Source organism: Corallococcus sp. CA049B, assembly GCF_003611685.1.
GTDB lineage: Bacteria > Myxococcota > Myxococcia > Myxococcales > Myxococcaceae > Corallococcus > Corallococcus coralloides.
In genome coordinates this window covers 1-21,423 of the sequence record NZ_RAWC01000151.1, presented here as the reverse complement: position 1 = coordinate 21,423, position 21,423 = coordinate 1, and the positions used below count along the sequence as shown (strand labels likewise).

Here is a 21,423-nt window from a genome sequence, read left to right as displayed (position 1 = left end):
GCCCGAAGGCCGGCCCCACCCCCAACACCCAGAACCCGAGCAGCCCGCCGAGCACCCGGAAGGAGGGACACCCATGAGGAGTTTTCATGGAAGACGACTCTAGCCGGGCTCGTGTCCCCTCATGAACCGTTCAACCCCGCCAGACGACCGACCACCCAGGGAGGGGGACCGGGCAGCCACGCGCCCGTGGACGCGACGCGGCGCCGCCGCTAGGGTGCGCGGCTTCATGGATCGCCCTCCCACAGTGTTGCCCACCGCCCTCGAGGTCCAGGTCAAGGCCCGGCCCCTTCCGCGCCACGTGGGCATCATCATGGATGGCAACGGCCGCTGGGCGGAGCTTCGCGGACAGCCCCGGCTGGAGGGACACCGCGAGGGCAGCGTGAGCGTCCGGGAGGTCACCCGCACCGCCCGCCGCGTCGGCGTCCAGGCCCTCACCCTCTACGCCTTCTCCTCCCAGAACTGGGCCCGCCCGCCGGAAGAGGTCGCCGGCCTCATGGACCTGCTGCGCGAGTACCTGGAGTCCGAGCGCGCGGAGATCCTGGACAACGGCATCCGCCTCAACGCCATCGGCGAGGTGGACAAGCTGCCCCGCTACGTCCGCGAGCCCCTGGAGCGCCTGAGGGCGGACTCCGCCCACAACACGGGCATGGTGCTCACCCTGGCGCTCTCCTACGGCGGCCGCGAGGAGCTGCTGCGCGCCGCGCGCGACCTGGCTCAGGCGGCGGCCCGCGGCGAGCTGGACCCCGCGCACCTGGACGCGGACGACCTGGAGTCCCGGCTGTGGACCGCGGGATTGCCGCCGGTGGACCTCATCGTCCGCACCAGCGGCGAGCAGCGCATCTCCAACTTCCTGCTCTGGCAACTGGCGTACGCCGAGCTGTGCTTCACCGACGCCCTGTGGCCTGACTTCCGCACCGAGGAGTTCCTCCGCTGCCTGGCGCAGTTCCAGGGCCGCGAGAGGCGCTTCGGGCTGACGTCCGCCCAGGTCAACCGGGACGACACCCCCCAGCGGGCCAAGGCGTGAACGAGAAGAACAAGAACCTCCTCATCCGCGTTGTCACAGGCATCACCCTGCTGCCGCTGGTGCTCCTGCTCCTGTTCCTGGGCGGGTATTACAGCGCCATCCTCCTGGCGGGTGCCGCGGCCGTGTGCGCCGGCGAGTACTACCTCATCACGCAGAAGCGCCTGGGCGCCGCCGCGTGGGTGGGCATGGCCTTCGCCTTCGTGATGCCGCTCTTGCCGCTGCGGGACGCCGCGCGCACGGGCGAGGGTGCCTTCTGGCTGACGTCCGTCTTCTTCTTCTTCGCGTGGATCTACAACCTGTTCCGGGGCGCGCTCGCGGAGGCCCCCACCCGGGCCGCGCACCTCGTCACGGGCTTCCTCTACGGCTCCATCGGCCTCACCGCGCTGTCCGCGCTGCGCCTCCTGCCGGAAGGGCACGCGTGGGTCATCTGCGCGCTCACCATCACCTGGGCCAACGACACGCTGGCGTACTTCGCCGGCCGCTTCCTGGGGAAGCACAAGCTCTACCCCGCGGTGAGCCCGAACAAGACGTGGGAGGGCTTCTTCGGCGGCATGGTCGGCTCGGTGCTGGGCATGTTCGTCGCCAAGCTCGGCTTCTTCCCCATCTTCACCGTGTGGGACTGTGTGGTGCTGGGCATCCTGGGGGGCCTGCTGGGCCCCGTGGGTGACCTCTGCGAGTCCATGCTCAAGCGCGCCTACGGCGTGAAGGACTCCGGAAAGCTCATTCCCGGACACGGCGGCGTGCTGGATCGCATCGACGCGCTCATCTTCAACGCGCCGCTGGTGTTCGTCTATGTGCAGTTCGTGAGGCACCTGCTGCCGTAAGTGCCTGATTTCGCGCCTGGCCGCCCGCCTTGCGGCTTGCGTTGTGCGTTGTCCGTCCCGGGGGGCGCGATTACTCTTCCGGCCATGCTCCAGAACCTCGGGTTCTTCATCCTCCTGCTGGGCGTGCTCGTGACGGTGCATGAGCTTGGCCACTTCCTCGTGGCCAAGGCCTGCGGAGTGAAGGTCCTCAAGTTCTCCATCGGCTTCGGCCCGAAGATCATCGGCTTCACCAAGGGTGAGACGGAGTACCAGGTGGCGCTGTTGCCCCTGGGCGGCTTCGTGAAGATGGCCGGAGACCTTCCGCACGAAGAGCTCCCGCCGGAAGAGGCCGCGCGCGGCTTCCTGGCGCAGCCGCCCTGGAAGCGCGGGCTCATCGTCCTGGCGGGCCCGGCCTTCAACCTGCTGTTCCCCATCTTCGTCTACTTCTTCGTCTTCCTGGGCCCCCAGGAGACGCTGTCCACGCGCGTGGGCATGGTGTCGCCGGACATGGCCGCCGCCGCCGCGGGCGTCCGCCCCGGTGACCGCATCCTGTCCGTGGAGGGCGAGCCGGTCCGCACCTTCGACGACATGCGCGACGCGTTCGTCGGCAAGTTCAACCGCCCCGTCCCCATCACCCTGGAGCGCGACGGGAAGCAGCAGGTGGTGGAGGTGACGCCGGAGAAGAGCTCGGAGGTGTCCCCGGTGGACACCATCGAGCGCGGGATGATTGGCGTGAGCCCCTATCCGCAGCCGCCGGTGGTGGGCGTGCCGGCGACGTCCCCCGCGGCCGCCGCGGGCCTGAAGAGCTTCGACCGCGTGCTGTCCGTCAACGGCGTGCACGTGCAGGACGAGGCCGCCCTCTACCGCGAGGTGGCCAAGGTGCCGGAAGGCACCCCCATGGCGTTGAGCGTGGCGCGCCTGGCGCCCGTGGGCGTGGGCGCCGTCACCGGCCGGGTGCCGGAGGTGGTGAAGGTGTCCCTGCCGCGTCAGCCCGGCGAGGGCGCGGCGGCGCTGGGCGCGGAGGCCGTGGACCTCTACGTGGCGAGCGTGGCCACGGGCAGCGTGGCGGAAGGCGCGGGCATCGTGCCGGGCGACCGCATCGTCGCCATCAACGGCACGCCGCTGAAGTCCTTCAACAAGCTGGCGACGGTGCTCAACGGCCTGCAGGCCCAGCCCTTCACGCTCACCTGGCGCGGGGCAAAGGGCGAGCGCACCGAGCAGCTGGCGCAGGCGCCGCTCAAGACGCGCGACGACTACGGCCAGACGAGCGCCCCGCTGGTGTTCGGCGTGCGCCCGTGGAGCTACAGCAGCGCGGACCTGCCGCCGGTGGAGAAGGTGACCATCGACCTGGGCCCGGCCGCCGCCTTCAAGGAGGCCGCGCTCATCGTCCCCAAGATCGTCGGGCAGATGGTGCAGGTGCTGGGCGGCCTGTTCGTGGGCAAGGTGTCGCCCAGCACGATTGGCGGCCCCATCATGATGTACCAGCTGGCCGCCAAGAGCGCCGAGCAGGGCCTGGACAGCTTCCTCAACCTGATGGCGATCATCTCCATCAACCTGGGCGTGATGAACCTCTTGCCCATCCCGGTGCTGGACGGCTTCCACCTGCTGTCCGCCGCGTGGGAGGGCATCCGCCGCCGCCCCATCCCCGTGCGCGTGCGCGAGGTGGCGAACATGGTGGGACTGGCGCTGCTCATCCTGCTCATGCTGCTGGCCGTGACCAACGACGTGACCCGCTAACGAGGTGATGATGCGAGGACGGACCGCGCTCCTGCTCTTGGGGATGGGATTGTTCGCTGGCTGCGCGCAGCGCGCGGCGAAGCCCCAGCCGCCGGAGACCTCTTCCGGGGGGAACGAAGGCGCGAAGGTGACGCGCCGGGAGAAGATGCCGCGCAACTACCTGGGAGAGGGCATCGCGTCCTTCTACGGTCCCGGCCTCCACGGCCGGCCCACCGCCAGCGGGGAGAAGTTCAACCAGAACGCCCTCACCGCGGCGCACCGCACGGCGCGCTTCGGGTCGTGCGTGAAGGTGATGAACATGGAGAACGGCCGCGAGGTGGAGGTGCGCGTCAACGACCGCGGCCCCTTCGTGGACGGACGCATCATCGACGTGTCGAAGGCCGCGGCGAAGCACCTGGGCATGCTGGACAAGGGCCTGGCGCGCGTGCGGCTGTACCGGTGCGCGAGTGACCGCGTGTCGCGGGTGCCGGTGGAGTTCTGGGCCGTTCCGGCCTGAGTGCCTTGAACCGAAAGAAGGGATGTCGCCTGTGTTGCTCGCGCTGGACACCTCCACGCTGACGCTGTCGCTTGCCCTGGTGGAACGCCAGGGGGACGCCGTGCGCGCCGTGGAGCACGTGGTGGTGCCGCCGCCGGACAAGCAGAGCGAGGCGCTGCCCGGCGTCGTCGGGGACCTGCTCCAGCGCCACGGCCTGAAGCTGAAGGACCTGGAGGGGCTGGCGGTGGGCCTGGGGCCGGGCTCATTCACCGGCCTGCGCATCGGCCTGGCCACGGTGAAGGCGCTGGCGTACGCCACGGGCCTCAAGGTGGCCGGCGCGTCGTCGCTGGCGGCGGTGGCGCTGGAGGGGCCGGAGGGCGTGCCCCTGTTCTGCCTCGCCGTGGCGCGCAAGGACGACCTCTACCTGGGCGCCTACCGCCGCGTGGGCTTCGCCGTGGAGGCGCTGGAGCCGGAGACGGCCATGTCGCCGGAAGAGGTCGCGCAGCGCATGGCCGCCCGACCGGAGGCCGTGGCCCTGGGCCCGGCGCTCGCGGACTACCGCCAGGCGCTGGAGAAGCACGGCGTCGCGCCGCACCGGCTGTTGTCCGGCCCGGCCTTCCCGTCCGCGGTGGAGGTGGGGCGGCTGGCGAGGCTGCCGGAGGCCTATTCGCAACAGGCGCTCTTCGCCCTGGAGCCGCACTACGTCCGCGCCTCCGAACCGGAGCGCAACCCGAAGTTCCCACCGCTGCCGGGCCCCGCGCCCACGGCGCGGTTGAAGGAAGACTGAGGACTCCGCCTCCAGGGCGCTTCGTCGTGCTCGCGTGGGCGGAGGCGCTGACGTAAAGGAGCCCGTCATGAGAGAGAACCTTCGGATTGCCGTGGTGGGCGCCACGGGCGTGGTGGGCCGCGAGGTGCTGGCGAACCTGTACGCGCGCGACGTGCCCATGGAGCAGGTGCGGGCCTTCGGCTCGGAGCGCTCCAAGGGCCTGGAGGTGGAGTACGGCGAGGACACGCTGGAGGTGGAGCGGGCCTCGGCGGAGGCCTTCCGGGGCATCCACGTCGTCCTGCTGGCCACGCCGGCGGAGGCCTCCCGCACGCTGGCCCCGGCCGCGCAGGCCGCGGGCGCGTGGGTGGTGGACGCAAGCAGCGCCTTCCGGAGCGACGGCAACGTGCCGCTCATCCTCCCGGGCTTCAACACGGAGGCCCTGGGGCCGGGCTTCAGCTTCAAGGGCCGGGTGGTGAGCCTGCCGGGCATCGTCACCAGCGCCACCGTGCACCTGGTGGAGCCGCTGCGCCGTGCGTTCGGCGTGGTGCGCGCGCAGGTGACGGCGCTGATGGGCGCCTCCAGCGCGGGCGTGCGCGGCATCTCCGAGCTGGAGAAGCAGACCGCGGACCTCCTCTCCGGCCGCGAGCCGGAGCCGCAGGCCTTCCCTCACCGCGTGGGCTTCAACCTGGTGCCCCAGGTGGGCGGCTTCATGGTGAACAGCCCGTGGACGGAAGAGGAGGGCGGCTGGACGCTGGAGGCCGCGCGCCTGTTCTCCGCCCTGGGCGAGACGCCCGTCCTGGCCGGCACCGCCGTGCAGGTGCCCACCTTCCACGGCCACGGCCTCACCGTGAACGTGCAGCTGAAGAAGCCGGGCCCCGTGGAGCAGGTGAGAGCCGCCCTGAAGACGTCCCCGTCCCTCAAGGTGCTGGATGCTCCCGGCGAGCGCATCTACCCCATGCCCATGCTGGTGATGAGCGACCCGGCCGTCCACGTGGGCCGGGTGCGCGCCTTCCCCCAGGCCCCGGAGTGGGTGACGCTCTTCGCGTCCGTGGACAACGCCGGCCGGGCCGCCGCCCACCTGGTGGACGCGGGCCTCAAGCTGGCGGAACGCCCCGCCTGACAATTTGGCAAAGCCCCCGGGGGCACCGTGCCTGTTTGGCGCGCGAACCCGGGGTCTTCCTTGGGAAACAGGCCGTCCGGACGGGGCTTGAGGGTGGCCCCGCCCTTGCTAGCTTCCAGCCCATCCATGCGCCTTCCCTTCATTGGCCTCCTGCTCTTCGCGTCCACGGCCGTGGCCCAGACGGGGCCCACGGTGCAGTTCACGAGCTCCTCCACCGCCACGAACAACACCGTCACGGTGCCCAAGAGTGAATGTGGCCAGGAGCGCCGCTTCAGCTGGCAGCGCAGCGGGAGCGCCTGTGAGGACTCGATCTACATCTACGTGACCACGGGGTCCTGCGGCACGCGGCCCGCGTCCACGGACCTGGTCCTGGCTTCGATCGACTCGGCCAACACGGCGACGAACGGCGTCGTGGACTTCACCGTGGGGGAGGCGCTCGCCGCGCGCGGCGGCGGCTCGGACGCGGGCTCCGTGACGACGTGCGACACCCAGGACACGGAGATCTCCTTCAAGCTGTGCGCGTCCGCGCGGCGGCTGGGCGGCAGCCTGGGGTTGGACTGCCAGGAGACCTTCTCCAACGTGGGCAGCCCCCCCTTCGTGGTGAAGTACGACCCGCAGCCGCCCAACACGCCCAGCATCGGCAAGGTCATCGCCCGGGACTCGGCGCTGTCGGTGCAGGTGGACGGCGCGGAGGCGAACTCCACCGTCGTGGTGGAGGCGGCGAGGGTGGCCACGGCGGGCTCGGATGACGCCGGGACGGAGGTGGATGCCGGCACGGACGCCGATGCCGGGACGGACGTGGACGCGGGCACGGAGGACGGCGGGCAGGGGTTGGTGGGCGCGCTGGCGCTGGAGGGCACCACGGGGCCGGTGACGCGCGTCACCAAGGCGTCCGGCGAGGGCAACGTCGTCGTCAGCGGCCTCACGAATGGCGTGACGTACCGGCTCCAGGCGACCATCATCGACGCCGCGGGCAACGAGAGCGGTGGGTCCGCCCAGGTGGATGCGACGCCCGTGAAGAGCAATGGTTTGTTTGATGCGTATGTCGAAGCTGGCGGCGAGGAGCGCGGCGGGTGTGCCGCGGCCGGTGGCGGCATCGCGGGTGGCGCGGTGCTGGCCGCGCTGGGCATCTGGTTGTCGTCTCGGAGGAAGGTGTCATGAGCAGCAGGGCTGTGGGCCTGGGAGTCGCGGCGCTTCTCTTGGCGGTACCGGCGGTGGCGCAGGAGGTGACCATCCCCACGCGCTCTCCGCGCACCGGCGCGGTCATCTTCCGCGCGGGCGGCTACAAGCCGCGCATCGACACCGAGAAGGCCCTGGGCGGCAAGACGCCGTACAAGGACACCTTCGGTGACGCGTCGCTGCTGCTCGTCGAGGGGGAGCTCCAGCGCTTCTTCTACCAGGGCATCGGCACGGCGGGCCTGGGCCTGGGCCTGGGCTATGGGGAGAAGTACGCGGACGCGAAGCTGGATGACGGCTCGGCGGCGGCGGACAAGGCGGCGCTGAAGGTGCTGCCCATCCAGTTCAACGCCTTCTACAAGTTCGACTACGCGGCCTTCCGCTGGGGCATCCCGCTGGTGCCCTACGCCAAGCTGGGGCTCATCTACTCCCCGTGGTGGATGACCAAGGGCAGCGCCACGGAGGTCGTGGAGGGCGGGAAGGGCAGCGGCGGCAAGTGGGGCTGGGGCGGCACCGCCGGCGTGTCGTTCCTCCTGGACGTGCTGGAGCCGCGCTTCGCGCGCGACTTCGACTCGGACCTGGGCGTGAACCACTCGTACCTCTTCGCCGAGTACACGCATGCGGATGTGAACAACTTCGGCGGCAAGGGCCTGAACCTGGGCAGCCGGCGCTGGATGTTCGGTCTGGCGTTGGACTACTAACCGAAAGGCCCATGGCCTCCCGACCGCGCGCGCACCCGTCCCCGCTTCCGTTCCTCCTCCTCGTGGCCGCCGTGGGCCTGGGGGCCTCCGGCTGCCGGAACCTGAGGCCGGACCTGGGGCCGGAGCGCACGCTGGAGGCGGGGGTGCCGGAGGCCTTCGGCTCCACCTCCCCGAAGGCGCCCTCCCTCACCTGGGACTTCGGGGACGGCACGCCGCCCCAGACGGTGCCGGGCGTCCGCCACGCCTGGGCCACCGCCGGCCGCTACACCGTGCGGGCGCTGGACGGGGACAAGGAGCTGGCCCGGGTGGTGCTCACCGTGGTGCCGCGTCCGGTGCTCCGCGCGGTGCCCGAGGACGCGCAGACCGTGTTGTGGGTGCCCCGCCTGCGCGGCAACTTGGAAGGGCTGGTGGACTTCTACGGGCGGCTGGTGGGCAAGGGCAACGTGCGCCAGACGCTGGCGGACACGCCGCTCGTGCCGCTGCTGCTGCGCAGCCTGCGGCCCGGTCCCTCGGAGGTGGATCCCGAGGAGGGCTTCGGCTTCTTCCTGCTGCCGGACTTCGACGGCGTGGTGGCGCTCCTGGGCGTGACGGATTCGCGGGCGGCGCTCGCGGCCGTGGCGCGCGAGCTGCGCGACGCCGGCCACCGGGTGCTGCCCCGCGAGGACGGCAGCGCGCGCGTGGAGCCGGTGGACGGCGGCAACGCCATGCTGCTCTTCGCGGACCGGGGCTACGTGTACCTCGCGGTGCCGGATTCGCCGGACGCGCCGGAGCCCGGGGAGCCGGTGAAGGCGCTCGCGGTGGCGGAGTCCCCGGACGTGGAGCTGGTGCGCCGCCAGGTGGAGGCGCTGTCCGGGCCGGGCATCTCCGAGAACGCGCTCCTGGCGGAGCTGCGCGGCAAGGTGCGCGACGGCAGCGTGTTCCTCTTCTCCGCGCCGCCGGTGCCGGAGGCGGAGAAGGAGGACATGCCGGTGCGCGGCTTCTTCGGCGCGCTCGCGGTGCAGGCGGACCAGGCGGAGCTGGACGGCTTCCTGTCCTCGTCCCGGCCGCTGTTGGGCGGCGCGCGGGGGCCGGCGTCGCGGCTGCTGGGACGCGCGGCGGTGGGGCCGGTGGCGGCGGCGCAGCTGTCGGTGCCCCCGGAGGAGCTGGCGCGGCTGGTGTTCGGCTCGCCGGAGTCGCCCCGGCGGCAGCGGACGCTGGAGCGCTGGCGCGCGCAGGGGCTGGACGCGGAGCCGCTCCTGAAGGCGCTGCGCGGGGACGTGGCGATGCTCGTCTACTTCGACGCGGCGGCCTTCTTCCGCGGCTTCATCCGGGACCGGCGCCCCGCGCCCAAGGGCACGGTGGTGATGGAGGCGGGCCTTACGGCCGTGCAGCCGGTGCAGCAGCTCATCCAGAAGCAGCTGCAGGACAACGGGCTCGTCTTCCAGAAGGAGGCGCAGGGCGACACCACGCGCTTCCGCACGCGGCTCATGGAGCAGCCGGTGTCGCTCTCGCTCACCCCGGAGCGCGCCACGCTGGAGGCCGGCGAGGTGCTCACCGGCCGCGAGCTGGGGGACGTGGGCGCGACGCTGCGCACGCGCTTCGGCGCGGAGGCGTTCGGGCCGGGCCACCTGTCGCTGATGGTGGACATGGGGCGGCTGCGCTCGGACCTCGCCGAGGTGCGCTCGGTGCCGGGGGTCGGCACGGGAGAGCTCCTGGCGAGCCAGCTCTTCGTGACGGCGCTCCTGGAGAAGTTCACCCCCTTCGAGTACGGGTTCCTCGACTTCTCCCCGGTGGACGGCGGCGGGCGGCTCCAGGGCCGCGTCGTGCTGCGCGAGCGCTAGGGACACGCCAGCAGGAGGCAGGGCCATGTCCGTCACCGTGCTGTACTTCGCCGCGGCCCGCGAGCGCGCGGGCCTGTCCCGCGAGTCGCTGGACGTGCCGCCCGGCTCTCGCGTCTCGGACGTGCTCGCGCTGCTCGCCGCGAAGCACCCGCCGCTGGCGCCGCTGCTGCCGCACCTGCGCGTGGCGGTGCAGCAGCAGTTCGTGGGGCTGGACTCACCGGTGGCGCCGGACGCGGAGCTGGCGTTGATTCCGCCCGTGGCCGGCGGGGCGCCGCGCCTCTTCTGCGTGGTGGGCCGGCCGCTCCAACTGGCGGAGGTCGTGGACGCGGTGGCCTCCGCAGGGGCGGGCGGGCTGGTGACGTTCTCCGGCGCCGTGCGCGACCAGACGAAGGGCCGGCGCGTGCTGCGGCTGGAGTACGAGGCCTACGCGCCCATGGCGGAGGCGAAGCTCACGGAGATTGGCGACGAGGTGGCGCGGACGTGGCCGGGGACGCGGCTGGCCATCATGCACCGCGTGGGGACGCTGCTGCCGGGCGAGCTGGCCGTCGTCATCGCCGCGGCCTCCGCGCACCGCAAGGAGGCCTTCCTGGGCTGTGAGTACGCCATCGAGCGGCTCAAGCAGGACGTGCCCATCTGGAAGAAGGAGTTCTTCGAGGACGGCGAGGTCTGGGTGGGACTGGGGCCCTGAGGCCCGGGCCCGGCGTCCTTAGTGCACGCCGAAGCTCGCCGGGACGGTGACGCGCGCGCCGCCGTCCTGCTGCTGGGTGGCGCGCTCGGCCTCCGTCAGCGGCTTGAGCGGCTGGTCCAGGCCCATGGCCTTGCGGCGCGCCTCCTCCTTGTCGTGGGCCACCTGCAGCGCTCGCGCGTTGTTCGCGGCCATGCGCGCGGGATCCGGCCCCATGACGAGGAAGGCGACGGGGGCGCTCAGGAAGAGGATGGCCACCGTGATGATCCAGGCCACGTCCTTCACGAGGAAGCGGCCCGCGCGCTCCTTCACCACCGACGGCTGCACCAGCAGGTTCAGCTCGCCCTCCACGAGGCGCAGCGTCATGCCCTCGTGCAGCTCCACCGCCGTGCGGCCCGGCGCGCCCGTCAGCTCGTCGGGGCCCACCGGCTGGAAGGCGTTGTCCTTGAGGCGCTTCTCCACGCGCGCGGACGGCGGCACGTGGATGCGCCAGCCCTTCGCGGTGCGCTCGGCGAGGAGGAAGGGCTCCTCCGGCAGCGTGAAGCCGTAGAGGGGCAGGGGGGCCGTCTCGTCGGGCGCGGCGTGGACCTGGCCCAGCTCGGGGCCATAGCTCCAGGCCTCCGCCAGGGAGGTGCCCCAGTACAGCTCGCAGAAGAGTCCACCGTCCGCCACGGAGGCGGAGGTCGCGGAAGGCGTGGGCATGTGGGGCCGGAGCATAAGGCCTTGGCGGCCGCCCGGCCCTTGCTTCGTGGGCCGGACGTCCCCTGGACGACGGGCGGCCTGCCCCTCAGGCGCCCGTCAGCTCCTTGAGCAGCGCCTCCAGCGTCTCGAAGTGCAGCGGCTTCACCAGGTGCGCGTCGAAGCCCGCGGCCTTGGAGCGCTGGCGGTCGGACTCCTGGCCGTACCCCGTCACCGCCACCAGCTTGAGGAGGCGGGGCTCCTCCTGCTGGCGCAGGAGCCGGGCCAGCTCATAGCCGTCCATCACCGGCAGGCCGATGTCCAGGAGCGCGATTTCGGGGCGGAACTCCGTCGCGGCCTCCAGGCCGCTGGGGCCGTCGTAGGCCACGCGCGTCGTGCAGCCCAGGAACTCCAGGGACTCGGACAGCACGTCCGCCGCGTCCCGGTTGTCGTCCACGATGAGCACGCGCGCGCTCACGGAAGAGGGCTCCTGGGGGATGAGCGCGCCGGGCTGCGGCGTGGGCAGCGCGGGGGGGGCTTCCGCCTCCAGCGCGGGCAGGCGCACGGTGAAGGTGCTGCCGCGGCCCCGGCCCGCGCTGTGCGCGCTGATGGCGCCTTCGTGCAGCGTCACCAGGCTGCGCGCGATGGCGAGCCCCAGCCCCAATCCACCCTGGGAGCGGTCCAGGGCCTGATGCTCCTGGACGAAGAGGTCGAACACGCGCGGCAGCATCTCCGGATCGATGCCCACGCCGGTGTCGCGCACGGTGACGACGAGCTCCCGGCCTTCGCGCGTGCCCGTCACGGCCAGGAAGCCGCCGGGCTCCGTGTACTTGGCGGCGTTGGTGAGCAGGTTGGCGAACACCTGCGCCAGGCGCGTGGGGTCGCCGTTCAGGTCCATGCCGCGGTCGGGCAGGTCCACCTCCAGCGTGTGCTGGCGCTGGTCGATGAGCGGGCTGATCTGCTCGAGGGCCTTGGCCACCACGTCGGTGAGCGTGACGCGCTCGCGCTTGAGGGTGACCTTGCCCCGGGTGACGCGGCTGACGTCCAGCAGGTCGTCCACCATGCGCACCAGGTGCGTCACCTGCCGCTCGATGAGCGTCCGCTCGCGCTCCGCCGCCGTTTCTCCCCTCAGGCGCATCAGCTGGAGCGCGGTGAGGATGGGGGCCAGGGGGTTGCGCAGCTCGTGGCCGAGCATCGCGAGGAACTCGTCCTTGGCGCGGTTGGCGGACTCCGCCTCGCGGCGCGCGGTGGCCAGCTCCGTCACGTCGAAGGCGACCACGATGATGGACTCCACCTGGCCCTTCGCGTCGCTCATGGGCTGGTAGACGAAGTCGGAGAACACCTCGCGCGCGGACTGGTTGGGGCCGTCGTTGAAGACGACGCGCAGCGAGCGGCCGATGTGCGGCTCGCCCGTGGCGTAGACGCCGTCCAGCAATTCGTAGATGCCCTGGTGCGCCAGGTCCGGCAGGGCTTCGCGGATGCTCTTGCCCGTCACGTTCCGGTGCGCGATGAGCTTGAGGTAGTTCTCGTTGGCGAACTCGAAGACGTGCTCCGGGCCGCGCAGGATGGCGATGCCCACGGGCGCGTGCTGGAAGATGCGCGCCAGCCGCTCGCCGTGCGCGGCCTCCAGCTTGCGCAGGCGGGAACGGGTGAGCTGCGCGGTGACGCGCGAGAGCAGGTCGCGCGTGGAGAAGGGCTTCACCAGGTAGTCATCCGCGCCCGCGGTGAGCCCCTCCTCCTGGGCCTCCTCGCCCGCGCGGGCGGACAGCAGGATGACGGGCACCGTGCGGGTGCGCTCGTCGGCGCGCAGGGCCTGGAGCAGCGCGAAGCCGTCCATCCCGGGCATCATCACGTCGGACAGGATGAGGTCCGGAGGCCGGGCGAGCGCGGCCTGGAGCGCGGCCTCGCCATCCGCCACCGCCTCCACCGTCCAGTGCGCGTCCAGCAGCCGCCCCACGTACGCGCGCATGTCCGCGTTGTCGTCCGCGAGCAGCACGCGCCCGCGCTCCTCCAGCCCCAGCGAGGCCGGGGCGAGGGCCGGGGGCGTCCCGCCGTCCTCTTCCGGCGGGGGCGGCACGTCCGTCAGCCAGCCCAGGGCGTCGCGCACGTAGGGGGCCGCGCCCGCGGGCAGCGGGCGCTGGCTCTTCGCGGACGTCATGTGCTCTGGCGGCAGGTGCGCGAAGCCCGCGGGGATGCGCACGGTGAAGGTGGTGCCGCGGTCCAGCTCGCTCTGGACGGTGAGGGTCCCGCCGTGCAGCCGCACCAGATCGTGCACCAGCGCCAGGCCGATGCCGGAGCCTTCGTGGGAGCGCGCGCGGGCGCCGTGGACGCGGTGGAAGCGCTCGAAGAGGCGGGGCAGCTCGTGCGCGGGGATGCCGGTGCCGGTGTCGGTGACGCGCAGCTCGATGTGCCCGTCCTTCAGCGCCTGCGCCACGGTGATGGTGCCGGTGAAGGTGAACTTCAGCGCGTTGGAGACGAGGTTGAGGACGATCTTCTCCCACATCTCGTGGTCCACCCAGGCCGGCTCTGGCAGGGCCGGACAGTCCACGTCGAGCACCAGGCCCGCGCGCTCGATGGCGGAGCGGAAGGCGCTGGCGAGTCCGGCGGTGAGGGCGGCCAGGTCGGTGGGCTCATAGGCGGCGCGCACCCGCCCGGCCTCGATGCGCGCGAAGTCCAGCAGCGTGTTGACCAGCTTGCGCAGGCGCACGGCGTTGCGGTGCACCGTCTCCAGCGAGTCGCCCTGGAGCGTGCGCTCGGGGCTTGCGAGCGCGTCCTCGGTGGGCCCCAGCAGCAGCGTGAGCGGCGTGCGCAGCTCATGGCTGATGTTGCTGAAGAAGGCCGTCTTCGCGCGGTCCAGCGCGGCGAGCTCCTCCGCGCGCTGACGCTCCTCCTGATAGGCGCGCGCGTTGGCGACCGACGCGGCGACCTGCTCCGCGGTGGCCTGGAAGAAGGCGTGGTAGCTCGCGTCCAGCAGCCGCCGGGGACTGACGCCGCCCACGATGAAGCCGGACGGCCGCGACTGGCCGGGCCGCGTCAGGGCGCGCACCACGGCGAGCGACGGCGGCTTGTTCCAGCGGCCTCCGGGCAGACCGTGGATGCGCTGCCCCAGGTCCTTCACGACGACGTCCTCGCCGGTGCGCAAGGCCTCGGCGAAGGGCCAGCCGGTGCCGGATTCCGCGCAGAGGGGCTGCTGCTCGGGCAGCGTGGCCAGGACGGTGTCGGGCAACCGGCTGCTGCCCGCGAGGCGCGCGGTGTCACCGTTCGCGTCCAGCAGGTAGAGCAGGCAGAACGGCAGGTCCAGGTCGTTGCCCGCGAGCACGTCCAGGCTGGTGTGGCACGCCTGCTCCGGGGACTTCGCGTCGGCGGAGCGGGACGCCATGTCGCGCAGCATGCGCAGCTGCCGGCTGTGCTGCACCTCCTGCGTCGTCTCCCGCACGGTGACGAGCACGCCGCCCACGCCGCCCTGCTCATCGGGGATGGGGCTGTACGAGAACGTGTGGAACGTCTCCTCGACGAACCCCCGGCTGTTGATGAACAGCGCCAGGTTCTCGCTCCAGGTGGCGGGCCCACCGTTGAGCACGCCCCGGGCCATGGGGCCCACGACGTCCCAGATCTCCGGCCAGATCTTCTCACCCGGCGCGCCCAGGGAGCCGGGGTGCTTGAGGCCCAGCACCGGACGGTACGCGTCGTTGTAGACCTGGATCATCTCCGGGCCCCACCACATGAGCATGGGGAACCGGTTGTGGAGGACGACGCCCACCATCGTCTTCAGGCTGACGGGCCAGTCACATGACGGGCCCAGCGGCGTGCGGGACCAGTCCATCGCGCGGACCAGCTCGCCCATCTCACCGCCGCCCGCGAAGTGGCGCTCCTCGGAAGGGGGGATGGCGGGGGACGGGGGCTGGAGCATGCGGATCTCTGGAGGGCGGCGCGAGGTGGAGGAAGCCCTGGGCTTCTATTGGCGCACCCGCGGACGTGCAATCACCGAGGTGGATTGCAGCCGTGCGGCACCCGACATCCAACAGAGGCTCCGCTCCCAGGCGGGAGGCCAGCAGAGCAGGCGGGCGGACGCCTCAGGGAGGCGAAGGCGTCACGACGCGCGCCGGCTGCGCGGACGTCCCCGCGTCCAGAGACACGACGGCGGACGTGGAGGTCCCCGCATCCGGCTGCGCGGTGACGGACATGACCGTGCCCGCATCTGGCTTCGGCGCCACCGGCGCGGGGCTCGCCACCGCGACGACGCCCGCATCCAGCACGACGGGAGCCGGCGTGGCGACGGGTGCGGCACGGGACGGAGCCTCCCGGGACGGCAGCGCGCGGCGGATCTCCGCGCCCGCGGTGGCCACGATGCCAATGGACAGGAAGAGGAACCCGGCCGTCTGCGCCACCGTCTCCACGCGCGGAGGAATGCGCCGGCCGCCCACCGCCTCGATGGCGAGCAGCAGCACCCGGCCGCCATCCAGCCCCGGCACCGGCACCAGCGTCAGCATCGCCAGCGCCACGGAGGCCGCCACCAACGCGCGCACCAGCGCATCCGCCCCGGACGCGGTGGACGACGCGACGTCGGACGACTCCTGGCGCATCAGCGCGCCCGGCCCGGCCTTGCCCGCGACCTCCGGCCCGCGCACCATCGCCGCCAGCGTGGACAGCGCTTCGGACGCCACGCGTCCGGTGTGCACCAGCGACTGGGTGAACGCCTCGCCAGGAGCGTGCGTGCGGAACACGTACTGCTGGCTCACGCCGATGCGCCCCGCGCCGCGCTCGTCGGCCCGGGGCCGCACCGTCACCTTGCGCGGCTCGCCGTGGCGCTCCACCGAAAGCTCCAGCTGCCCGCCCACGGCGTCCGCCACCCGCGCGACGAAGTCCGACCAGCTCTCCAGCGGCTTGCCGGCCACGGCGACCAGCTTGTCCCCGGGCAACAGCTGCGCCCGCGCGGCCTCCGAACCCGGCAGCACCGTGCCCACCGTCAGCGGCACCACCACGTGCGTCCCCGACGAGTACAGCGCGAACAGCAGCCCCAGGGCCACGGCGTAGTTCGCCAGCGGCCCCGCGAGGATGATGGCCATCCGCTTGAGCGGCCCCAGCGTGCCGAACCCGGACGTGTCCTCCTCCGCGGAGCGGTGCGGGTTCATCCCCTGCAGGTTCGCGGACGCGCCCAGCGGCACCGCGCCCAGCACGAACTGCGTCCCGCCCAGCCGGAACGACAGGAGCGGCGGCCCGAAGCCCACGGTGAAGCGCGGCACCCGCACGCCCAACAGGCGCGCGGCCACCAGGTGCCCCAGCTCATGGACGATGAGCAGCGCTCCGAGCGCCAGGAGGACGAAGAGGTAGTGCATCCGTGGAGGCCCGCCTTCCCGCCTACAGCTTGCGGCGCTTCCCGGTGCGCTTGTACGTCAGGTAGTCGGACAGGATGGTGCCGTGGTCGAAGCACAGGTCCTGGGGCAGCGCGTCCACGGCGAACGTCTTCGCCTCCGCCGCGTCGTCCGCGCCCACCGGCTCGCCCGTCGCCTTCGCGATGAACACCGTCGAAATCGTGTGCAGGCGCGGGTCCCTCGCCGGATCCGAATAGCTGAAGAACTGCTCTTCCAGCGTCACGTCCAGCCCCGTCTCCTCCTTGGCCTCGCGGATGGCCGCCTTGTCCAGGGGCTCGCCCTCGTCCACGAAGCCGCCCGGCAGCGCCCAGCCCACCGGCGGGTTCGCGCGGCGGATGAGCACGATGCGCTCGCCGGCCAATTCGATGATGCAGTCCACGGTGGGTTTGGGGTTGCGGTATTCAGGCATGGCGTCGCACTCTACCCAAAGCCCCCAGGCGAGCGCCCGTTCCGGATGCCTCCCGTGGGCGATGGTGCGTGCCGTGTCTACCCTGCGACGCCTCAGCCTCACCGCCCTCCTGGCCTCCTCCCTGGCAGGCTGCCTGCCCTACAGCCAGAACGAGGGCGTGTACGAGCTCATCCCCACGGAGACGCTGCGCGACGACTGCGACCTGCTGGAGAAGTTCCAGGGCAACCTCCAGCTGAGCCTTCAAATCTCCGGACGCGTGGTGCGCGCGGACTTCGGCGTGCAGAACATGCAGCTGGACGGCTACTTCCTGGAGGACGGCGAGGCCTTCACCGCCGACGGCAGCGTGACCAACGTCAGCACCACCGTCGATGGGGCCACGGAGTGCCTGCTCGACCAGGTCCGCGTGCACCTGGACGCGACCACCCGGTGCGACACCGAGTTCCAGGGCCAGCTGCGCCTGGCCTACGACGCCAACAACAACACCGCCTGCACCTGCGAGCTGTGGCTCCGCTTCGACGGCGTTCAGGGGAACACCCGCTGCGAAGGGAACCCTTGAGATAGCGCAGGGGGCTTCCTACAACAGGAGGGCTGTTCCCACGCCGAAGCTGGAGGAACGCCCATGGCAGACCCTCACGCAATCGTCTCGGTCCTGACCGAGTCCCGCGTCTTCCCCCCGCCCGAGGACTTCTCCCGGCGGGCCCACATCCGCGGCATGCAGGACTATCAGCGGCTGTGGGACGAAGCCGCGAAGGATCCGGATAAGTACTGGGGCGACCGCGCCCGCGAGGAACTCTATTGGAAGGTCCCCTTCCAGACGGTGCTGGACTGGAAGCCGCCCCACGCGCGCTGGTTCGTCGAGGGGAAGACCAACCTCGCCTACAACTGTCTGGACCGGCACCTGCCGAAGCTGAAGGACAAGCCCGCCATCCTCTTCGAGGGCGAGCCGGGCGACCGCCGGAGCATCACCTACGGAGAGCTGTCCCAGCAGGTGAACCGGCTGGCCAACGGCCTCAAGTCGCTGGGCGTGAAGAAGGGCGACCGCGTGGGCATCTACCTGCCCATGGTGCCGGAGGCCGCCGTCGCGATGCTGGCGTGCGCGCGGCTGGGCGCGGTGCACTCGGTGGTGTTCGGCGGCTTCTCCGCTGAAGCGCTCCAGGACCGCATGAGGGACGCGGGCGCGAAGGTGCTGCTCACCGCGGACGGCGGCTGGCGCAAGGGCGCGGTGGTGCCGCTGATGAAGAACGTGGAGGCCGCGCTCCCCAACGCCCCCAGCATCGAGAAGGTCGTCGTCCTCACCCGCACCGGTGACGGCAAGCTGCCCGAAGGTCCGAGGTTCCTGGCCTGGGACGCGCTGGTGAAGGCCCAGTCCGACGTCTGCGAACCGGAGTGGGTGGAGAGCGAACACCCGCTGTTCATCCTCTACACGTCCGGCTCCACCGGGAAGCCCAAGGGCGTGCTGCACACCACGGCGGGCTATGCGGTGATGGCGTCGCTCACCACGCGCTGGGTGTTCGACCTGCGCGACGATGACGTCTACTGGTGCACCGCGGACGTGGGCTGGGTGACGGGCCACTCGTACGTCGTCTACGGCCCGCTGATGAACGGCGTCACCACCATCATCTACGAGGGCGCGCCCACGCAGCCGGGGCCGGACCGCTTCTGGGACATCATCGAGCGCTACAAGGCCACCATCCTCTACACCGCGCCCACCGCCATCCGCGCCTTCATGCGCCTGGGCGACGAGCCGGTGAAGAAACACAACCTCTCCTCGCTGCGCCTGCTGGGCAGCGTGGGTGAGCCCATCAACCCGGAAGCGTGGATGTGGTACCGCGACGTCATCGGCGGGGGGCGCTGCCCCGTCGTGGACACGTGGTGGCAGACGGAGACGGGCAGCATCATGGTCTCACCGCTGCCCGGCGCCACGCCCACCAAGCCCGGCTCCGCCACCTTCCCGCTGCCCGGCATCCACGCGGAGATCCTGGACCGCGAAGGCAAGCGCGTGCCCAAGGGGCAGGGCGGGCTGCTCTTCGTGACGAAGCCCTGGCCGTCCATGCTGCGCACCGTGTACGGGGACCCGGAGCGGTACGTGAACACGTACTTCAGCGAGCTGCCCGGCATGTACTTCACCGGCGACGGCGCGCGCACGGACGCGGACGGCTACATGTGGCTGATGGGGCGCGTGGACGACGTGGTGAACGTGGCGGGCCACCGCCTGGGCACCGCGGAGGTGGAGAGCGCGCTGGTGGCGCACCCGAAGGTGTCCGAGGCCGCCGTGGTGGGCCGCCCGGATGACTTGAAGGGCACGGCGCTCGTGGCCTTCGTGACGCTCAAGCAAGGCAACCCGCCCTCGGACGCGCTCAAGAAGGAGCTGGCCGTGCACGTGAGCAAGGAGATTGGCGCCATCGCGCGGCCGGATGAGATCCGCTTCGCGGAAGGGCTGCCCAAGACGCGCTCCGGGAAGATCATGCGCCGGCTGCTGCGCGACGTGGCCGCGGGCAAGCAGTCCTCGCAGGACACCACCACGCTGGAGGACCTCCACGTGCTGGCGGCGCTGCGCCAGAGCGACGAGTAGCCTCCAGGCACCGCGGTCCGGCCGCTCCCTAGGCGTCCTTCGGGTCCTTCTGGGGGCGGCCGTACTTGTCCTTCACCTGCTCGCGGTCCGCCTTGCTCCACCAGATGCGGGAGCTCCACAGGGCGGGCCCCAGCACGACCGTGAGGACGAAGAACACCACCAGACCCACTACGATCTCCGTCACGCCTTCCTCCAATGGTCGCCCGGGGACCTTGGAGGGACCCGGGCAGGAAAACGCAACCCTAGCGTCCCCGGGGGGCGGGTGCCATCCAACGTCGGGGCCGGGAAGTAGCGCGGGGCTCGGCGGCCATCGGCTTCTCGCATGGCGTCTCGCGGCAGGGCGGCCGGGGCCCGGGCGCTCGGGTGCCGGGCAACCTGTCCGGGCGGGCAGCGGGCGAAGGTCCTGCTAGATTGCGCCGCCATGAACCGATTCCCTTCGACCCTCTTCACCGCGCTGCCGCTGACGGCGGTGCTCGTCGCCCCTGTCGTCGCGGACGCCTGCACCAGCATGCTGGTGACGAAGGGCGCCACGACGGACGGCTCCACGTTCATCACCTACGCGGCGGACGCGCACGAGCTGTACGGCGAGCTGTACTACACGCCCGCCCGCCGCCACGCGGCCGGCTCCATGCGCGACGTCATGGAGTGGGACACCGGCAAGTTCCTGGGGCGCATCAGGCAGCCGGCCGCCACCTATTCGGTGGTGGGCAACATGAACGAGCACCAGCTGTCCATCAGCGAGTCCACCTTCACGGGCCGCAAGGAGCTGGAGGGGCCCGCGGGCATCATCGACTACGGCTCGCTCATCTACATCGCGCTGGAGCGCGCGAAGACGGCGCGTGAGGCCATCCAGGTGATGACGGACCTGGTCGCCGAGTACGGCTACGCCTCCACCGGTGAGACGTTCTCCATCGCCGACCCGAAGGAGGCGTGGATCCTTGAGATGATTGGCAAGGGCGAGGGGCAGAAGGGCGCGGTGTGGGTGGCCCGGAGGCTTCCGGACGGCTACATCTCCGCGCACGCCAACCAGTCGCGCATCCGCCAGTTCCCGCTCAACGACAGCGCCACCACGCTGTACTCGCCGGACGTCATCTCCTTTGCGCGCGCGAAGGGCTGGTACAAGGGCGCGGACAAGGACTTCAGCTTCGCGGACACGTACCACCCGCTGGACTTCGGCGGGCAGCGCTTCAGCGAGTCGCGCGTGTGGAGCATCTTCCGCCGCGCGGCCCCGTCCCTGAAGCTGGGCGTGGAGTACGCGGACGGCGCGGATACGGCGAAGCGCCTGCCCCTGTGGGTGAAGCCGGACAAGAAGGTGTCCGTGCAGGACGCCATGGCGCTCATGCGCGACCACTTCGAGGGCACGCCGCTGGACATGTCCAGGGACGTGGGCGCGGGGCCCTACGCGGTGCCCTACCGCTGGCGCCCCATGACGTGGGACGTGGACGGCAAGAGCTACGTGCACGAGCGCGCCATCTCCACGCAGCAGACGGGCTTCTCCTTCGTCGCGCAGATGCGCTCCACGCTGCCGGACGCCATTGGCGGAGTCCTCTGGTTCGGCGTGGATGACACCTTCACCACCGTCTACACGCCCATGTACGCGGGCATCCGGCAGGTGCCGAAGAACTTCGCGCAGGGCGTGGCCAGCCGCGGCGAGTTCTCCTGGGACTCGTCCTTCTGGGTCTTCAACTGGGTGTCGAACCAGGCCTACGGGCGCTGGAGCGACATGATCGTGGACGTGCAGAAGGCGCAGGGGGACCTGGAGGGCCAGTTCCTGGCGGACCAGGCCAACATCGAGAGCATCGCGCAGGTGCTCTACAAGCGGACGCCGGAGCAGGCCCGCCAGTACCTCACCGAGTACTCCCTGCAGCAGGGCGACAAGGTGCACGCGCGCTGGCGAAAGCTGGGCGAGCAGCTGCTCGTGAAGTACATCGACGGCAACGTGCGCGACAACACGGGCAAGGTGGGCCACCCGCGCTACCCGGACGCGTGGTACCGCCGCATCGCCGCGGACAACGGCAAGATGCTTCAGTCGCACGAGAAGCCGGAGCCGAAGCCCGCCGCCGCTCCCGTGGCGCAGCCGGCCCC

General features: G+C 71.5%; 18 protein-coding genes. 13 read left to right on the top strand and 5 right to left on the bottom strand.

Going from position 1 to position 21,423, the window contains the following annotated elements:
• The first annotated feature begins 226 nt into the window (after positions 1-226).
• The 10 genes from uppS (at position 227) to D7W82_RS27105 (ending at position 10,310) form a co-directional block, all read left to right on the top strand.
• Positions 227-1,024 (top strand): polyprenyl diphosphate synthase, encoded by a 798-nt coding sequence (gene uppS / locus D7W82_RS27150; protein WP_120621126.1) that lies wholly within the window; start codon positions 227-229, stop codon positions 1,022-1,024.
• Positions 1,021-1,848 (top strand): phosphatidate cytidylyltransferase, encoded by an 828-nt coding sequence (locus tag D7W82_RS27145; RefSeq protein WP_120621123.1) that lies wholly within the window; start codon positions 1,021-1,023, stop codon positions 1,846-1,848. Before uppS ends, D7W82_RS27145 begins: the two co-directional genes overlap by 4 nt.
• 84 nt (positions 1,849-1,932) lie before the next feature.
• Positions 1,933-3,564 (top strand): RIP metalloprotease RseP, encoded by a 1,632-nt coding sequence (rseP, locus tag D7W82_RS27140; RefSeq protein WP_120621122.1) that lies wholly within the window; start codon positions 1,933-1,935, stop codon positions 3,562-3,564.
• Positions 3,565-3,574: 10 nt separating this feature from the next.
• Positions 3,575-4,060, top strand: coding sequence for a septal ring lytic transglycosylase RlpA family protein (locus D7W82_RS27135; protein ID WP_120621125.1), 486 nt, complete (start codon positions 3,575-3,577; stop codon positions 4,058-4,060).
• Between the two features lie 22 nt (positions 4,061-4,082).
• Positions 4,083-4,826 carry a tRNA (adenosine(37)-N6)-threonylcarbamoyltransferase complex dimerization subunit type 1 TsaB gene (gene tsaB, locus D7W82_RS27130; RefSeq protein WP_120621121.1) on the top strand — a complete coding sequence of 248 codons (744 nt, stop codon included), beginning with the start codon at positions 4,083-4,085 and terminating at the stop codon, positions 4,824-4,826.
• A gap of 67 nt (positions 4,827-4,893) precedes the next feature.
• The gene (locus D7W82_RS27125; RefSeq protein ID WP_120621120.1) at positions 4,894-5,925 is read left to right on the top strand and encodes an aspartate-semialdehyde dehydrogenase; all 1,032 of its coding nucleotides are present in this window, start codon (positions 4,894-4,896) and stop codon (positions 5,923-5,925) included.
• A 126-nt stretch (positions 5,926-6,051) separates the two neighbouring features.
• The gene (locus D7W82_RS27120; protein ID WP_120621119.1) at positions 6,052-7,086 is read left to right on the top strand and encodes an MXAN_2561 family MXYO-CTERM-anchored protein; all 1,035 of its coding nucleotides are present in this window, start codon (positions 6,052-6,054) and stop codon (positions 7,084-7,086) included.
• Positions 7,083-7,802, top strand: a complete 720-nt coding sequence (locus tag D7W82_RS27115) for an MXAN_2562 family outer membrane beta-barrel protein (RefSeq protein ID WP_120621118.1) — start codon at positions 7,083-7,085, stop codon at positions 7,800-7,802. Before D7W82_RS27120 ends, D7W82_RS27115 begins: the two co-directional genes overlap by 4 nt.
• 11 nt (positions 7,803-7,813) lie before the next feature.
• Positions 7,814-9,622 (top strand): PKD domain-containing protein, encoded by a 1,809-nt coding sequence (locus D7W82_RS27110; protein ID WP_120621117.1) that lies wholly within the window; start codon positions 7,814-7,816, stop codon positions 9,620-9,622.
• A gap of 25 nt (positions 9,623-9,647) precedes the next feature.
• The gene (locus tag D7W82_RS27105; protein WP_120621116.1) at positions 9,648-10,310 is read left to right on the top strand and encodes a molybdenum cofactor biosynthesis protein MoaE; all 663 of its coding nucleotides are present in this window, start codon (positions 9,648-9,650) and stop codon (positions 10,308-10,310) included.
• 18 nt (positions 10,311-10,328) lie between these two features.
• Here D7W82_RS27105 and D7W82_RS27100 read toward each other — a convergent pair whose 3' ends face one another.
• From D7W82_RS27100 to D7W82_RS27085, 4 genes are all read right to left on the bottom strand, one after another.
• Positions 10,329-11,009, bottom strand: a complete 681-nt coding sequence (locus D7W82_RS27100; protein WP_120621124.1) for a hypothetical protein — start codon at positions 11,007-11,009, stop codon at positions 10,329-10,331.
• Positions 11,010-11,094: 85 nt separating this feature from the next.
• The gene (locus tag D7W82_RS27095) at positions 11,095-14,895 is read right to left on the bottom strand and encodes an ATP-binding protein (RefSeq protein WP_120621115.1); all 3,801 of its coding nucleotides are present in this window, start codon (positions 14,893-14,895) and stop codon (positions 11,095-11,097) included.
• Between the two features lie 163 nt (positions 14,896-15,058).
• On the bottom strand, positions 15,059-16,321 hold the full coding sequence (locus D7W82_RS27090; RefSeq protein ID WP_120621114.1) for a site-2 protease family protein: 1,263 nt from the start codon (positions 16,319-16,321) through the stop codon (positions 15,059-15,061).
• A 22-nt stretch (positions 16,322-16,343) separates the two neighbouring features.
• Positions 16,344-16,766, bottom strand: a complete 423-nt coding sequence (locus D7W82_RS27085) for an NUDIX hydrolase (protein ID WP_120621113.1) — start codon at positions 16,764-16,766, stop codon at positions 16,344-16,346.
• Between the two features lie 73 nt (positions 16,767-16,839).
• Between D7W82_RS27085 and D7W82_RS27080 the strand changes: the two genes are divergently transcribed.
• Together D7W82_RS27080 and acs are read left to right on the top strand one after the other, a co-directional pair.
• On the top strand, positions 16,840-17,322 hold the full coding sequence (locus D7W82_RS27080; protein WP_233587959.1) for a hypothetical protein: 483 nt from the start codon (positions 16,840-16,842) through the stop codon (positions 17,320-17,322).
• Positions 17,323-17,385: 63 nt separating this feature from the next.
• Complete coding sequence (gene acs / locus D7W82_RS27075) at positions 17,386-19,338, top strand: acetate--CoA ligase (RefSeq protein ID WP_120621111.1); 1,953 nt, start codon at positions 17,386-17,388, stop codon at positions 19,336-19,338.
• A gap of 28 nt (positions 19,339-19,366) precedes the next feature.
• Here acs and D7W82_RS40660 read toward each other — a convergent pair whose 3' ends face one another.
• Positions 19,367-19,522, bottom strand: a complete 156-nt coding sequence (locus D7W82_RS40660; protein ID WP_158616174.1) for a hypothetical protein — start codon at positions 19,520-19,522, stop codon at positions 19,367-19,369.
• 237 nt (positions 19,523-19,759) lie between these two features.
• Here D7W82_RS40660 and D7W82_RS27070 point away from each other — a divergent pair.
• A partial coding sequence (locus tag D7W82_RS27070) for a dipeptidase (RefSeq protein WP_120621110.1) occupies positions 19,760-21,423 on the top strand: 1,664 nt, incomplete at its 3' end.

Bases quoted from the DNA above. Each gene is read 5' to 3' on its own strand.
- uppS (WP_120621126.1), top strand. From the start codon at position 227: ATGGATCGCCCTCCCACAGTGTTGCCCACCGCCCTCGAGGTCCAGGTC.
- rseP (WP_120621122.1), top strand. From the start codon at position 1,933: ATGCTCCAGAACCTCGGGTTCTTCATCCTCCTGCTGGGCGTGCTCGTG.
- D7W82_RS27135 (WP_120621125.1), top strand. From the start codon at position 3,575: ATGCGAGGACGGACCGCGCTCCTGCTCTTGGGGATGGGATTGTTCGCT.
- tsaB (WP_120621121.1), top strand. From the start codon at position 4,083: ATGTCGCCTGTGTTGCTCGCGCTGGACACCTCCACGCTGACGCTGTCG.
- D7W82_RS27125 (WP_120621120.1), top strand. From the start codon at position 4,894: ATGAGAGAGAACCTTCGGATTGCCGTGGTGGGCGCCACGGGCGTGGTG.
- D7W82_RS27120 (WP_120621119.1), top strand. From the start codon at position 6,052: ATGCGCCTTCCCTTCATTGGCCTCCTGCTCTTCGCGTCCACGGCCGTG.
- D7W82_RS27115 (WP_120621118.1), top strand. From the start codon at position 7,083: ATGAGCAGCAGGGCTGTGGGCCTGGGAGTCGCGGCGCTTCTCTTGGCG.
- D7W82_RS27110 (WP_120621117.1), top strand. From the start codon at position 7,814: ATGGCCTCCCGACCGCGCGCGCACCCGTCCCCGCTTCCGTTCCTCCTC.
- D7W82_RS27105 (WP_120621116.1), top strand. From the start codon at position 9,648: ATGTCCGTCACCGTGCTGTACTTCGCCGCGGCCCGCGAGCGCGCGGGC.
- D7W82_RS27100 (WP_120621124.1), bottom strand. From the start codon at position 11,009: ATGCCCACGCCTTCCGCGACCTCCGCCTCCGTGGCGGACGGTGGACTC.
- D7W82_RS27095 (WP_120621115.1), bottom strand. From the start codon at position 14,895: ATGCTCCAGCCCCCGTCCCCCGCCATCCCCCCTTCCGAGGAGCGCCAC.
- D7W82_RS27090 (WP_120621114.1), bottom strand. From the start codon at position 16,321: ATGCACTACCTCTTCGTCCTCCTGGCGCTCGGAGCGCTGCTCATCGTC.
- D7W82_RS27085 (WP_120621113.1), bottom strand. From the start codon at position 16,766: ATGCCTGAATACCGCAACCCCAAACCCACCGTGGACTGCATCATCGAA.
- acs (WP_120621111.1), top strand. From the start codon at position 17,386: ATGGCAGACCCTCACGCAATCGTCTCGGTCCTGACCGAGTCCCGCGTC.